This is a genomic window from Vibrio sp. CB1-14, from assembly GCF_040412085.2.
Classification (GTDB): domain Bacteria; phylum Pseudomonadota; class Gammaproteobacteria; order Enterobacterales; family Vibrionaceae; genus Vibrio; species Vibrio chaetopteri.
Map to the genome: position 1 here is coordinate 600,016 of NZ_CP115920.1, position 14,115 is coordinate 614,130.

Genomic DNA, 14,115 nt, shown 5'->3' on the forward strand with positions numbered 1-14,115 from the left:
GTAGTGCGTCTAAGGTCGACTTAGTTCAAGATGATCTCTCTTACAAAGCGGCTGCCAAAATAAGCGAGCGTGAGAAGTGTGGCGCCCGCGACAGCGAACCATGTGACTTTTTTGCCGCGCCAGCCTTTTTGATAGTGACCCCAAAGCAGCACAGAATAAACAATCCACGCCATGAAGGACAAAATGCCTTTATGCGCCTTACCTTGAGCAAACATATCTTGGACAAATACAAAACCTGTGATCAAGGTAGCGGTTAATAAGGCGGTACCGATCAAGATGATATTGAAAAGTTGTCTTTCCACCATCATTAATGGAGGAAGGTTAGGGTTGATCGTTAGCGCTTTCTTGTTTTTAAGCTTGTGATCAAGCCACGCCAGTTGCAGTGCATACAGTGCGCCAATAGACAGCGTTGAGTAAGAGAACAGTGCCAGTGAAATGTGAATCAACAGTTTCGGGTTGTGCTCGAGGTGCGTGATAAAGGCCGTCGGTACAAATGTAGCTGCGCTTAGGTTGATAGCCGCGAAGCTGTAGACCACAGGAAGCAAGAACCAAATACGAGTTTTCACCATCGCGACGCTCATAAATAGCGAGATTATGAAGCTAATCAGTGAAGCGACGTTAAGAATACTTAGGTTCTGGCCGGTGCCACTGAAGATTAAGTCGCTGAGCAATACTGCGTGAAACGTCAGCGCGAGAACAGCACTAACCAGAACAGTTTTCGTACGGATCCCGACCTGATTTACCAAGCCTGGGATGATTGTTGCGATGGCCAAGCCATAAAGTATGGCGGCCGCAATTGCGATTAAACTGTCCATTTTTCCTAAAAAATCGATTGCTTAGAGCACGAATTATACCCTGCATCGTCCTATTGGGCTACGTCAGATGTAAAAACTATTGACTCGTATTTGATCTTGTTAGATATGACTCTCACTGCTGGCTAAGGTATACTCACTGCAATTGATCGCCCAGTTTGAAGCGAAGAGAAAGAAATGTTTGAGAATTTAACGGATCGTCTATCCAAAACGCTGAAGAACATCAGCGGTAAAGGTCGTCTGACCGAAGACAACATCAAAGACACGCTACGCGAAGTTCGTATGGCGCTACTTGAGGCGGACGTCGCTCTGCCAGTTGTTCGTGAGTTTATCAAAGGTGTTAAAGAGCGCGCTGTTGGTGTTGAGGTGTCTAAATCACTCACGCCAGGTCAGGAGTTCATCAAGATTGTTCAAGCTGAGCTTGAGCAAGTCATGGGTGAATCGAATGAAGCGCTTGACCTTGCTGCGCAGCCGCCAGCTGTCATTCTTATGGCGGGTCTACAAGGTGCCGGTAAAACCACCAGTGTGGGCAAGCTCTCTAAGCTTCTAAACGAGCGCGAGAAAAAGAAAGTATTGGTTGTGTCTGCCGACGTTTACCGTCCAGCGGCAATCAAGCAGCTTGAAACGCTAGCTGGTGATGTGGGTGTGGACTTCTTCCCATCGACAGCCGATCAAAAGCCTATCGATATTGCTAATGCTGCAATCGAGCACGCTAAGAAGAAATTCTACGACGTACTGATTGTCGATACCGCAGGTCGCTTAGCGGTTGACCATGAAATGATGGATGAAATCCAGCAGCTTCATGCGGCAATCACCCCAGTTGAAACCTTGTTCGTGGTTGATGCCATGACAGGTCAAGATGCGGCGAACACAGCCAAAGCTTTTGGTGATGCACTGCCACTAACTGGTGTGGTTCTGACTAAGGTGGATGGTGATGCTCGTGGTGGTGCGGCACTGTCTGTTCGCCATATTACAGGCAAACCAATTAAGTTCTTGGGTGTAGGTGAGAAGACCGACGCACTAGAACCGTTCCACCCAGACCGCGTGGCTTCACGTATCCTGGGTATGGGTGACGTACTTTCTCTTATCGAAGACCTTCAGCGTAATGTCGATACTGAGAAAGCAGAAAAGATGGCGAAGAAGTTCAAGGAGAAGAAAGGTTTTGACCTTGAAGACTTCCGTGAGCAGCTTGGTCAGATGCAGAACATGGGCGGCATGATGGGCATGATGGACAAGCTTCCAGGCATGTCTAACCTTCCAGACAACGTCAAAGATAAAGTTGACGACAAGATGTTCAAGCAGATGGAAGCCATCATTAACTCGATGACAATGAAAGAGCGTCAGCGTCCTGAACTCATCAAAGGCTCTCGTAAAAAACGTATCGCGGCAGGTTCTGGTACTCAGGTACAAGATGTGAACCGTCTGCTTAAGCAATTCACCCAAATGCAGAAGATGATGAAGAAAATGCAGAAAGGTGGCATGCGCGGCATGATGCGTAATATGCAGGGTATGATGGGTAGCATGGGCGGTATGGGCGGCGGTGGTAATCCGTTTGGCCGATAGTCTTGCGATTCGCGCAGGGTAGCAGAGCGACTGAAAGCAACTCATTGATCTTTCAAACTGTTACCCAGCTCACATCTTCATCAGTGCCCGAAAACTGGTGAAAAAATAGCTAAACCCCTTGCAATGCCTCGGAATAAGAGTAAAATTCCGAGGCTTTATTTTGGCACGAGACCTCAGGTTGCTCATTAGAGAAACATTTCTGAGGTCATTTTTATTATTGAGAAAGCAAAGAGGACGATATGGTTACCATTCGTTTGGCACGTCACGGCGCTAAGAAGCGTCCATTCTATCAAATCGTAGTAGCGGACAGCCGCAATGCAGCAACTGGCCGTTTCATCGAGAAAGTGGGTTTCTTTAACCCTACTGCTACTGGTCAAGAAGAAGGTCTACGTCTAGACCTAGAGCGCGTTAACCACTGGGTTGGTCAAGGCGCAACAGTTTCTGACCGCGTTGCTAAGCTAGTTAAAGACGCTCAAAAAGCGGCTTAATTCTAGTTAAGTAAGCAGTATGTCGTCGATGAAAGGTAAAGACACAATGAGCAATCAAGACGAAAGAATTGTTGTAGGTAAATTTGGTTCTACTTACGGCATTCGCGGATGGCTTAAGGTGTTTACCTACACAGACAATCCTGAAAGTATTTTCGATTACAGCCCTTGGTATATTAACCAAAAGGGTGAATGGGTAGAGTACAAAGTCGAAAGTTGGAAGCGCCATAACAAAGGTATGGTGTGTAAACTAGAAGGTCTTGAGATTCGTGAAGAAGCTCACCTACTGACCAACTTTGAGATTGCAATCGACCCAGCTGTGCTACCAGAGCTGTCAGAAGATGAATTCTACTGGCGCGAATTGTTCGGAATGAAAGTAGTGACCACGAAAGGTTATGACCTCGGGGAAGTAACTGACATCATGGAAACTGGTTCGAACGATGTTTTGGTTGTGAAAGCAAATCTGAAAGATGCTTTTGGGCAAAAGGAACGGTTAGTACCGTACCTTGAAGAGCAAGTGATCAAGAATGTTGATCGCGAAGCTCAACGGATCGAAGTTGACTGGGATCCTGGATTCTAATTCATTTTTAGTAACTTAATAGAGCGAGAGAACAGATGTGGGTTGGCGTAATTAGCCTGTTTCCAGACATGTTCCGCAGCGTTACTGATTATGGAGTAACAGGTCAAGCGGTTAAAAAAGGTCTACTGTCGATTGAGACATGGAATCCTCGTGATTTCACTCACGACAAACATCGCACTGTCGATGATAGACCTTACGGTGGTGGTCCTGGCATGTTGATGATGGTTCAGCCATTGCGCGATGCCATTCACGCAGCCAAACAGGCATCACCGGGTAAGACGAAAGTCATTTACCTTTCTCCTCAAGGTCGTAAACTCGACCAAACTGGGGTAGAAGAACTAGCGAAAAACGACAACCTTGTGTTGATTTGTGGACGCTACGAAGGGGTAGATGAGCGCATCATCCAAACTGAAGTTGACGAAGAATGGTCAATCGGAGATTTTGTGATGACAGGTGGGGAAATCCCAGCCATGACGCTAATCGACTCAGTCTCACGGTTTGTTCCGGGAGTACTAGGCGATTTTGCTTCAGCAGAAGAAGATTCTTTTGCTAATGGCTTACTCGATTGTCCGCACTTTACGCGCCCTGAAGTGTTAGAAGATTTAGAGGTACCAAGTGTCCTCAAGTCTGGTAACCACAAGGATATTCGTCGCTGGCGACTAAAACAGTCGTTAGGCCGTACTTGGCTAAGAAGACCGGAGCTCCTGGAAAACCTAGCTCTGACTGACGAACAGGAACAATTACTTGCCGAGTTCATTAAAGAAACTCGAAATAACAGCAAGTAACCTATTTAATTTAGTATCAGTTTATTCTAGGAATTTAAGAACATGAGTAACATCATCAAGGCTCTTGAAGAAGAGCAAATGAAATCAGGCCTACCTAAATTTGCACCAGGTGATACTGTTGTAGTTCAGGTTAAAGTAAAAGAAGGTGACCGTGAGCGTCTACAGGCTTACGAAGGCGTTGTAATCGCTATCCGTAACCGTGGTCTTCACTCTGCTTTCACTGTTCGTAAGATCTCGAACGGCGAAGGTGTTGAGCGTACGTTCCAAACTCACTCTCCAATGGTTGATAGCATCGAAGTTAAACGCCGTGGTGCAGTACGTCGTGCCAAGTTGTACTACCTACGTGAGCGTTCTGGTAAGTCTGCTCGTATCAAAGAGAAACTTGCTAAGAAGTAATGCTATTTTACTAGCGTTCTCAAATATTAAGCGGAGTCCTTGGACTCCGCTTTTTTTGTGTTTGAAGCAAAGGAAGAACGTTAATGTTGTGTCTTTTATTGACTTGCACGTACTGGCCGTGCGCTTACGCAGGCAGGAATCTACTTAAGGCTTGGTGAACGCTTCAATAAGATCCCTGCCTACGCAGGGATGCCGATAATTTTGAGTTATTGTGCTCACAACGTGTGTCATTCCTGCGCAGGCAGGAATCTATTTAAGGCTTGGTGAACGCTTCAATAAGATCCCTGCCTACGCAGGGATGCCGATAGTTTTGAGTTATTGTGCTCACAATGTGTGTCATTCCTGCGCAGGCAGGAATCTATTTAATGGTGAACGCTTCAATAAGATCCCTGCCTACGCAGGGATGACGATAATTTAGGTCGGGATGACTATAGATTGGTAGGGATTACGATAGCTCTAATTGGGACAAGGCATCCCACGTGGTTAGTAATTGTCTTCTGACCAGCCATCGCTGTCCGACATATCGGGAGCACCCGGAATGGTGTTCTCTTCATCCGCCCATTCACCAAAATCAATCATTTGGCACTGCTTAGAGCAGAATGGACGAAACGGGCTCTCTTCACCCCATACCACGTCTGTTTGACATTGTGGGCATGGGACAACAGTTGGTTTACTCATAATAATTCCTGAGTGTGACAGTTCACTGAGTTTGCAGTTAAATGAGTGGGCAGTTAACTGCAAATCGCTAATTCAAATTCAACATCGTTAGGGTAGGCTTGCCCAGACTCAAAAGCAATAAACTTCACCGTAAAGCGGCTCTTATGGCCTGATACCATTGGGTAAACGCCGTAATGCATTGGAATATTGAGTCTGATGATATTCGCCTCTTCAGCTTCACTTTGAAGCAGGCCTGAACGCGCTATTTGCGGTTTAAAGCGGCCGGTTTCGCGAGTGAGTTTTAGCCACAAGTGCAGTGCGTTCATCAGTGGCTTGAGTGATGTCAGCCACATTTCAGCATCATGCATACGCTTGTCGATAGGCAAGTGCAGCCAATGGTGCAGTGTTGGCAAATCAAAACAGCAGGCGCCGCCTGGCAGACCAAAACGCTGACGAATCGCACTTAAGAATCGGTCTTCTTTAAAGGACTGACCGAAACGTTCTGCGCCCATCAGTTCGCGGTGAACGCTATCGAGATCGCCTAGGATCGACCCAAGCATCTCTTGATCGACATCGTCGATGTTGAGCCAGGCTCGATAGGTTTGCCTCTGCTTTTCAAGATCCTTAGCCAGCTCGCTTTTAAGCTGGATCTGCTCAAAAATCTCTAATAAATCAAACAGAGATTTAAAGAAGATCTGGTGCTGGTAGTTATCTGAAAAAGACGAGGAATGCTGTAGCTGTCTCAGTAGAGATTCAACTCTTAGATATATTCTGGTTTTTTCGTTAAGAGGGTGTTCGAATCTATTTGTGATCATGTGCTAGCCTTTAAACGCTTCCTTGCTATTTTCACCGATTTTTACCGCATAATGCTAGGTACTTTTGGTGCAATTGTGTGACTTGGGGCAAAAGTTGAGCGTTATCAGTATTATTATCAATCACATCATCTGCATGCATTAGTCGGGTATCTCTATCGACTTGTGCTTTGAGTATAGAACGCACCTGTTGTTCGGGCACCCCGTCACGTGTCATTGTTCGGTAAATTTGTGTGTCAGCGGCAACATCGACCACAAGCACGCGATCAGCCATGCTCTGCAAGCCGTTCTCGATAAGCAGCGGTACCACGAGTAAGGTATATGGGCTGGTTGAGGCATTAAGACGCTGCTGCATCTGCTGGCGGATCATCGGATGCAGTAAGTTGTTTACCCACTGTTTTTCTTCATCATTGGCAAAGATGCGCGCCCTAAGTGCAGCGCGATCCAGCGAGCCGTCAGTTTGCAAAATATCACTACCAAAATGCAGTGCTAATGCGTTTAGACCCTCTGAGCCAACCTCAACTACATCGCGGGCTACCACGTCAGCATCGACCAGCTCGATGCCAAACTCATGATGAAACAGATTGGCCACGGTAGTTTTTCCGCTCGCAATGCCACCCGTTAAGCCGACTACAAATCCCACTAGTATACTCCCGTTACCGTCGCCAAATAGAAGTGCGTGATGGCATCACCCCATAGAGCGCTAACCCAGCCTGCAATTGCTAGGTAAGGACCAAAAGGAAACGCCACATCTAAACCTTTGTTTTGCATTCTAAGCTGAATCAAACCAAACACAACGCCAACAACTGAGGAAAGTAAAATAATCACTGGCAGATGTGCCCAGCCAAGCCAAGCGCCCAGAGCCGCGAGCAGCTTGAAATCGCCATAGCCCATACCTTCTTTACCCGTCACTAGCTTAAATAGCCAATAGACAGACCATAAACATAGGTAACCGGCGATAGCGCCAATCACGGAATCTTGCAGTGTAATTGGTGAGATGCCGAATAGCGCAAGGGCTATACCTGTCCAGAGTAGCGGTAGAGTTAGTTGGTCGGGCAGTAGCATAGTATCAAGGTCGATAAAGGTTGCCGCGATAAGCACAAACGTCATGGCAATCAGCGCCACACTGTAGAAGCTAAAACCCAGCTGCCAAGCGACAGTGCCGCTAAGGACGGCGGTGAGCAGCTCGACTAGTGGATAGCGGATACTGATTCTGTTGTCACAGTGACGGCAGCGACCTTTGAGCAACAGCCAGCTTAACAGCGGGATGTTGTCGACAATACGGATGGGCGTGTTGCATGATGGGCAGCTGCTTCTTGGAATGCTGAGATCAAAGCGTCCTTCTGGTGGCGTAATCTTGTATTCAGGGAAGGCTTCTGCACACTCTTCGCGCCAGCCGCGCTCCATCATGATGGGCAATCGGTGGATCACCACATTGAGAAAGCTTCCGACAATAAGGCCAAGAATGGCTGCGAATAAAACAAACAACCAAGGGTAATAAATCAACACGTCCATTTGCGGCTACACAGGAAATAAATCAATAAGTTAATGTCTATGTTAGCCTATTACGGTCATTAAGTTAAAGATAGGAAGGTACATTGCGACCACAAGCCCACCAACGAGGGTTCCTAGAAAAACAATGATAAATGGCTCGAGGATCTTACCCAGATTATCAACGGTATTATCGACTTCCGCTTCATAGATGGCCGCCACGCGATTGAGCATGTCATCAAGGGTGCCGGACTCTTCACCAATCATTACCATTTGCAGCACCATTTCGGGAAAGGCATCCGCTTGACGCATCGCTAGATGGATTGGTGTACCGGCAACAATATCGGAATGGATCGATTGAATCACTTGTTGGTAATAGAGATTGTCAGCGGTTTTTGCACTGGCTTGTATGCTCGATAATATCGGTATTCCGGCGCTAAAGCTGGTAGATAGAGTGCGACTGAACTTGGCAATGGAGGCTTTAGTGATCACTTGGCCTATGATAGGTATTCGCAATACAAGGCGACTGGTGTAAAGCCGCACGCTAAAACTGCGCTGACGAGCGACCTTTAGGCCAAAAGTGGCAAGAATAAACAGGTTAATACTCAGAAAACCATTCTGTTGAAACCACGCTGAAAGATTGAGCACTTGCTGAGTAAACCAAGGAAGGTCGGCATTAAAGCCGCGAAACATCGATTCAAACTCTGGCACTACGGTGGTGAGCATCAGATAGGTAACACCAAGTGAAACCAATAGGATCATGACTGGATAAATCAGCGCTTTAACCACTTTGGAACGCAGCATCTCTTGCTTTTCACGATAGTCCGCTAAGCGATCAAACACACCCGCTAAGTTACCTGAGTTTTCTCCGGTGGCGACCATATCGACATAAAAGCTATCAAAGTGGCGGCTAGCCACCTGCATTACGCGTGAAATGGGTGTACCGGCTTCCAGTCCTTTGCTGATTTGCGACAGTATCGATTTCATCTCTGCCTTGGCCTGATTGTCAGCTATCAATTTGATGGCATGAACAATGGGAATACCTGTGCTCAGCATGGTGGCAAGCTGGCGGGTAAGGATGGTGATGTCTTTGCCTTTGATGCGTTGAGTCAGCTTAGTCCAAGTAGAAATGCTGCGTTTTCTGAGTTTACGAACCTGGATATGTTGCTGCTTGAGGGTTTCACGCGCCTCAGGCTCGGTCAGAGCCAATGTTTGACCTGAGACTTTCTTACCTTGGCTGTTCACGCCTTTCCAGTGAAACGCTTTGAGCGTTGGTTCGAGCTTTTTACCCATACTGCTTAACCCATGATTAGAAATAGAGCACGCGCTGCAACTCTTGATAGCTGGTCACGCCATCTCGAAGCTTTTCAATGCCCGATTGTTTGAGAGTGGTCATCCCTTGAGATTGTGCCAATGCTTCTATCTCTTGCATGCTTGCACCGATAAGCAAAGCATTGGCGATTTCGTGGGTACACTCCATCACTTCATAAATGCCTGTACGCCCCAAATAGCCATAGTTACAATGATTGCAGCCCTGCTCGCTGGCTTGATAGATAAGTTCATCGTCACTAATGGCGAGGGAGTGACGCAGTGGCGGTAACATAGGGTCGATAACCTTACAATGCTGACACAGCTTGCGGGCTAGGCGCTGAGCAATGATGAGTGAGAGTGAAGAGGCGAGGTTAATGCTTTCAACGCCCATATTTTTAAGTCGCATCACCGTCTCTGCCGCTGAGTTGGTGTGCAGAGTAGAAAGCACTAAGTGGCCGGTTTGCGCTGCTTTCACCGCGATCTCCGCCGTTTCAATATCACGGATCTCTCCCAGCATCACCACATCCGGATCTTGACGTAGAAACGATCGCAGCGCGGTCGAAAAATCAAAGCCGATCTTTGGATTGATTTGCACCTGATTGATCCCATCTAGGTGGATCTCAACCGGATCTTCCGCCGTTGATACGTTGCGCTCAGCGGTATTGAGGATATTGAGTCCAGTATACAAAGAAACGGTTTTTCCGCTTCCCGTCGGCCCTGTCATTAAGATCATACCTTGTGGCTTTTTAAGTGCAGCAAGGTAGAGGGATTTTTGCAGTTCGTTATAACCCAGTTGATCGATATCGAGATTAGCAGAATCGCCATCCAGCAGACGTAATACGATCTTCTCACCCCACATAGTAGGTAAGGTCGATACGCGCATATCAATCGAAGCAGTTTCCGATAGCCTCAATTTCAAACGCCCATCCTGCGGCAATCGGCGCTCGGCGATATCTAGCTTTGCTAGGATTTTGATCCTCGCCGCCAAACGTCGACTCAACTGAGTGGCAGGCTGGTGGGTCTCAATCAAGATCCCATCGCAGCGTAAGCGAATGCGGTATAGATGCTCATAGGGCTCGAAATGGATATCAGAAGCTTTTTTGCGTACCGCATCCATGAGGACTTGGTGGATAAAGCGACTGACTGGCGAATCATCTTGGGAGAGATCTTCGATGTTGTCGATTTCGGCATCGCTGACTTGGACTAGGTTGGCGAGATCGTCTGAGGTGAGTTGTTTGGTTTCTGAGCTGGAGTCTAGGTTATTGTCACCGAAAAGTTTACGTATTGTAGAGCGAATGTCTTGGCAATTAGCTAGCACCAACTCAGTTTGCAGCCCCGTAGCAAAGCGAAAGTCATTTTCAGTTTCTACTACAGTAGGATCGGATATTGCGATAGTTAAACAGTGATTTTCGAGGCTCAAGGGAAGAGCACGATGTTTAATGATTGTATCGCGAAGGCCTATCTTTTGGCACAAATCAGAAGGGTTGTAGTCATGCAGTTCTTTAATGGTGAGAGAGAAAAGCTTTCCTAGGAAGCTATTTAACTCTTGGGCTGAGATCCAGCCCAAGTCTACAATCCTCTCCGGTATTGAACCTGCATTTAATGAAGCCCACTCAACCAATTGCTCTTTTTGAGTAGTGGATATTAGATGGGCATCATTAAGTACAATTGGAAGGCGAGAATTTATCAAAACCTAATTACAGCCTTTCGGTAATAGGTCTGCGTCAATATTATTAGTTGTACAACTCCAGGCCCCAGCGTCCGTTCTTTGCAAACTTAGAGTATTGGTAGCTATTTTAGGGCTAGAATCACCAGACCTGAACTGAATGTTTATGGTTCCAGCGCCACTACTTTGAGGTGTCAATGAAATGTTACCTAATGCATAAGAGATAGAAACTCCAGCAGCACTGAGATCTGCGGGAAACGCTCCTGTCTCTAGAGTTGTTGTTTCAATAGGTGTTTTAAGGGCTGTAAGTGTTGCAAGCGCAGATGCTGTCTCACTCTTAGCAATGTAGTTTTGGTAAGTTGGAACAGCCACAGTAGCCAGCACCCCAATCACCGCCACCACAATCATCAACTCAATCAAGGTAAAACCTTGTTGTTTTGTTGTTTTTCTCATTTTTTATCCTTAATAAATTAGTTGTACAAGGAAAACATACTCTTGAGGTTTACCCCAATAAAGTTAATGACTTAGCGCGCTAGAGACGGTTCTAAAAAATGAAGAGGCGTTGCAGTAGGTTGCAGTTTGAATGCGAGTGATATTGAAGTGAAAGGTCTAGCACTGACTGATAAATAGTCAGTAAAAACAGTGACTCACGGAGTGATGAGATCAAAAAAGCGAAGCTGTTTGCTTCGCTTTTCGTAACGCAGATTTATGGTCTTGGATGATTAGTCCTTAAACCTCATCGACAAATCCATCGCCTTAAGATGCTTAGTCAACGCACCAACAGAAATGTAGTCGACGCCTGTTTCAGCAAACTCAGCGATAGTGTTTAGAGTAACATTGCCTGAGTTTTCAAGTGCTGCGCGGCCAGCGTTGATTTCAACGGCTTTGCGCATCATGTCGGTGGTGAAGTTGTCGAGCATGATGATGTCTGCGCCAGCATCGATTGCTTGTTGCAGCTCTTCCAGTGATTCTGTTTCCACTTCAACCGGTTTGCCTGGGTTTAGCTGCTTAGCGGTTTCAATAGCTTTAGTGATGCCGCCACATGCGATGATGTGGTTCTCTTTAATTAGGTAAGCATCAAACACACCGATGCGGTGGTTGAAACCGCCGCCACAGGCTACAGCGTATTTTAGTGCGCTACGCAGACCCGGGATGGTTTTACGAGTATCAAGTAGGCGACATTCAGTATGAGCGATTTTTGCCGCGTACTTCGCCGTTACTGTCGCGCAGCCTGATAGCGTTTGAATGAAGTTCATTGCGTTACGCTCACCAGTCAATAGCGTGCGCGCAGGACCGGTTAGTGTGCAAAGCACTTGGTTTGGCTCAACTTTGTCGCCATCTTGCACGTGCCATTCAATGCTGACTTCGCCGCCAAGCTGTTTAAACACTTCATCCGCCCACATTTGTCCGCAGAATACGCCGTGTTCACGAGTGATGATCGTGGCTACGTTCTGAGAGTCTGCTGGGATCAGGCTTGCCGTGATATCTGTAGTGACATCCAGTGTTCCGCCCAGATCTTCACGAAGCGTGTCGGCCACGGCACGTGTGATTTCTGAAGGAAGTTGCTGCTTTAGATATTCAAGACGTTCTTGGCTGTTATGTGTGTTTTTCATCGCTTAACGTGTTTAGTGGGGGAACGAAGTGGGCATGATACTCTTGCTTGTGCGGAATTTCAGCATCAAATCTCGCATTTTATTGGCCGTCGGATAAAATCAAAGCGATAGCGATGTAGATGAGCTCAAAATATATGCAAAACCAAGATAGAACCTATGCCAATCAAGCCGCGGTGAGCGATGCTATGCCAGATACTGTTTCAGGTGTTATCGATGAGCAAGGCTGGTATCCACGAGCAAGGCGAGTGCCTTCTCCCCATTTTGATGCCAGACCCGATAAGGAGGATGTCTCCTTGCTGGTGGTGCACAACATTAGCCTTCCTCCAGGGCAGTTTGGTGGGGGCTATATAGAAGACTTTTTCCTTGGCAAGCTTGATTCGGCTATCCATCCTTTTTTCCACGTGATTAAAGACATGCGTGTTTCGGCGCACTGTTTAATAAGGCGAGATGGTGAAGTGGTTCAGTTTGTTCCTTTTCATGCTAGGGCTTGGCATGCGGGGATGTCGAGCTTTGCAGGCCGAGCAAGGTGCAATGATTACTCGATTGGTATTGAGCTTGAGGGCACAGATTATGTGGCATATACCGAAGCGCAGTATCAGAGCTTGCAGTGCTTAACCTTGTCACTACAAGCGCGTTATCCAGCAATGACTCGTGAACGCATTACCGGGCATCAATACATTGCGCCGCTTAGAAAAAGTGACCCTGGTCTCGTTTTTGATTGGCGTCGTTTCAAAAATTCTCTGTCATAAAAGATTCACTCCACCTCATAATGATGATTTCATGGCCGTTTTGCCGTGCCATGAAATATTTTGTTATTCAAATTATTAATAACCAGTGATGCGGTTATTCCTTTCTTTCTTGATATTGGTCAATTTCCTTTGTCTGACAAATAAGGTTCTTTGTTATTGATTTATAAGGATTTTTATAGCACGTAAATTACCCGGTAAGTTTCTTTTATGTAATTGGTCTGACCATGGGTGTTGATGTTTTAATCTATAAATGTTTCATCAAGGTTAACGCAAGGCCAGTTCTATGATGTGAATCAATTTTTCACTAGACATTGGTGTTTTAAATGTGTTAATTTTTACCCCAACTTATAAATTGGTAATACCAATTAACAGCTCAAGCAAGTAGAAGAAAAAAGAATAATAGTTATGGCTTATCAAAGGATCCGTCAGCCGAAACTTTCGGATGTTATCGAGCAAGAATTGGAGCGCTTGATTGTTGAAGGGACACTTTCAGCAGGACAGCAGCTTCCACCTGAACGCGAGCTGGCAAAACAATTTGATGTTTCTCGTCCTTCTATTCGAGAAGCCATTCAGCGACTTGAAGCGAAAAAGCTTCTTACTCGTCGTCAAGGCGGTGGCACGTTCGTTAGCGAGAACATCTGGAAAAGCTTCTCAGATCCCTTGTTAGACCTTCTATCTTCTCACAACGAGACTCAGCTAGATTTGCTTGAGGCTCGTCATGCTATGGAAGGTATTTCTGCTTACTTTGCCGCTTTACGTGGTACTGATGAAGATTTTGCTCAAATCGAGACTTGTCTAAGCAACATTCGCATCGCTCAGGAAGCGGATGATGTGGAAGCTGAAGCTTCAGCTGTGATGGCATTTCTGGTGGCACTTACGGAAGCGGCACACAACGTTGTGTTACTGCATATTGTGAGAAGCTTAGCTCCGCTGCTTGAGCAAAATGTTCTACAGAATTTAGAGCTATTACATCGCCGCTCTGAGGTGGTGGAGAAAGTCAGTAAACACCGAGCTAATATCGTTGAAGCGATCGTCGCTGGTCAGCCAGAAAAGGCACGTGAGATGTCGCATTCGCATTTAGCTTATATCGAAGAAACATTGTTGGATTTGACCCGAGAAGCGTCTCGTCGCGAGCGCTCTTTAAGACGAATTCAACAAGATAGTGATTCTTAAAACTAGAAACGCTTACTTTAAT

16 protein-coding genes are annotated in these 14,115 nt (G+C 46.3%); 7 read left to right on the forward strand and 9 right to left on the reverse strand.

Annotated elements, in window-relative coordinates:
• Positions 1-20 precede the first annotated feature (20 nt).
• Complete coding sequence (locus PG915_RS02760) at positions 21-815, reverse strand: cytochrome C assembly family protein (protein WP_353497773.1); 795 nt, start codon at positions 813-815, stop codon at positions 21-23.
• 174 nt (positions 816-989) lie between these two features.
• On the opposite strand from PG915_RS02760, the gene ffh reads away from it, so the two are divergent.
• The 5 genes from ffh to rplS all read left to right on the forward strand — a co-directional run bounded on the left by ffh (position 990) and on the right by rplS (position 4,621).
• The gene (gene ffh / locus PG915_RS02765) at positions 990-2,375 is read left to right on the forward strand and encodes a signal recognition particle protein (RefSeq protein ID WP_353497774.1); all 1,386 of its coding nucleotides are present in this window, start codon (positions 990-992) and stop codon (positions 2,373-2,375) included.
• Between the two features lie 239 nt (positions 2,376-2,614).
• On the forward strand, positions 2,615-2,863 hold the full coding sequence (gene rpsP / locus PG915_RS02770) for a 30S ribosomal protein S16 (protein ID WP_031494887.1): 249 nt from the start codon (positions 2,615-2,617) through the stop codon (positions 2,861-2,863).
• Between the two features lie 46 nt (positions 2,864-2,909).
• Positions 2,910-3,440, forward strand: coding sequence for a ribosome maturation factor RimM (gene rimM, locus PG915_RS02775; RefSeq protein ID WP_353498648.1), 531 nt, complete (start codon positions 2,910-2,912; stop codon positions 3,438-3,440).
• Between the two features lie 35 nt (positions 3,441-3,475).
• Positions 3,476-4,225 carry a tRNA (guanosine(37)-N1)-methyltransferase TrmD gene (gene trmD / locus PG915_RS02780; protein WP_353497775.1) on the forward strand — a complete coding sequence of 250 codons (750 nt, stop codon included), beginning with the start codon at positions 3,476-3,478 and terminating at the stop codon, positions 4,223-4,225.
• Between the two features lie 42 nt (positions 4,226-4,267).
• Positions 4,268-4,621 carry a 50S ribosomal protein L19 gene (rplS, locus tag PG915_RS02785; protein WP_006074418.1) on the forward strand — a complete coding sequence of 118 codons (354 nt, stop codon included), beginning with the start codon at positions 4,268-4,270 and terminating at the stop codon, positions 4,619-4,621.
• Between the two features lie 483 nt (positions 4,622-5,104).
• Here the strand turns inward: rplS and yacG are convergent, their stop codons facing one another.
• The 8 genes from yacG to nadC all read right to left on the reverse strand — a co-directional run bounded on the left by yacG (position 5,105) and on the right by nadC (position 12,171).
• Complete coding sequence (gene yacG / locus PG915_RS02790) at positions 5,105-5,299, reverse strand: DNA gyrase inhibitor YacG (RefSeq protein ID WP_353497776.1); 195 nt, start codon at positions 5,297-5,299, stop codon at positions 5,105-5,107.
• Between the two features lie 53 nt (positions 5,300-5,352).
• Entirely contained in the window at positions 5,353-6,093 is a 741-nt protein-coding gene (zapD, locus tag PG915_RS02795; RefSeq protein ID WP_338163453.1) for a cell division protein ZapD, read from the reverse strand.
• A gap of 31 nt (positions 6,094-6,124) precedes the next feature.
• On the reverse strand, positions 6,125-6,733 hold the full coding sequence (gene coaE, locus PG915_RS02800) for a dephospho-CoA kinase (protein WP_353497777.1): 609 nt from the start codon (positions 6,731-6,733) through the stop codon (positions 6,125-6,127).
• Positions 6,733-7,605 carry a prepilin peptidase gene (locus PG915_RS02805; RefSeq protein WP_353497778.1) on the reverse strand — a complete coding sequence of 291 codons (873 nt, stop codon included), beginning with the start codon at positions 7,603-7,605 and terminating at the stop codon, positions 6,733-6,735. Before PG915_RS02805 ends, coaE begins: the two co-directional genes overlap by 1 nt.
• A gap of 42 nt (positions 7,606-7,647) precedes the next feature.
• Positions 7,648-8,874, reverse strand: coding sequence for a type II secretion system F family protein (locus PG915_RS02810; protein ID WP_353497779.1), 1,227 nt, complete (start codon positions 8,872-8,874; stop codon positions 7,648-7,650).
• Positions 8,875-8,890: 16 nt separating this feature from the next.
• Positions 8,891-10,579 (reverse strand): type IV-A pilus assembly ATPase PilB, encoded by a 1,689-nt coding sequence (gene pilB, locus PG915_RS02815; protein ID WP_353498649.1) that lies wholly within the window; start codon positions 10,577-10,579, stop codon positions 8,891-8,893.
• A 6-nt stretch (positions 10,580-10,585) separates the two neighbouring features.
• Positions 10,586-11,011, reverse strand: a complete 426-nt coding sequence (locus PG915_RS02820; RefSeq protein ID WP_353497780.1) for a pilin — start codon at positions 11,009-11,011, stop codon at positions 10,586-10,588.
• Positions 11,012-11,280: 269 nt separating this feature from the next.
• On the reverse strand, positions 11,281-12,171 hold the full coding sequence (nadC, locus tag PG915_RS02825) for a carboxylating nicotinate-nucleotide diphosphorylase (RefSeq protein WP_353497781.1): 891 nt from the start codon (positions 12,169-12,171) through the stop codon (positions 11,281-11,283).
• 185 nt (positions 12,172-12,356) lie between these two features.
• Between nadC and ampD the strand changes: the two genes are divergently transcribed.
• Entirely contained in the window at positions 12,357-12,920 is a 564-nt protein-coding gene (ampD, locus tag PG915_RS02830) for a 1,6-anhydro-N-acetylmuramyl-L-alanine amidase AmpD (protein WP_353498650.1), read from the forward strand.
• A gap of 405 nt (positions 12,921-13,325) precedes the next feature.
• Complete coding sequence (gene pdhR / locus PG915_RS02835; protein ID WP_112459454.1) at positions 13,326-14,093, forward strand: pyruvate dehydrogenase complex transcriptional repressor PdhR; 768 nt, start codon at positions 13,326-13,328, stop codon at positions 14,091-14,093.
• Positions 14,094-14,115 lie beyond the last annotated feature (22 nt).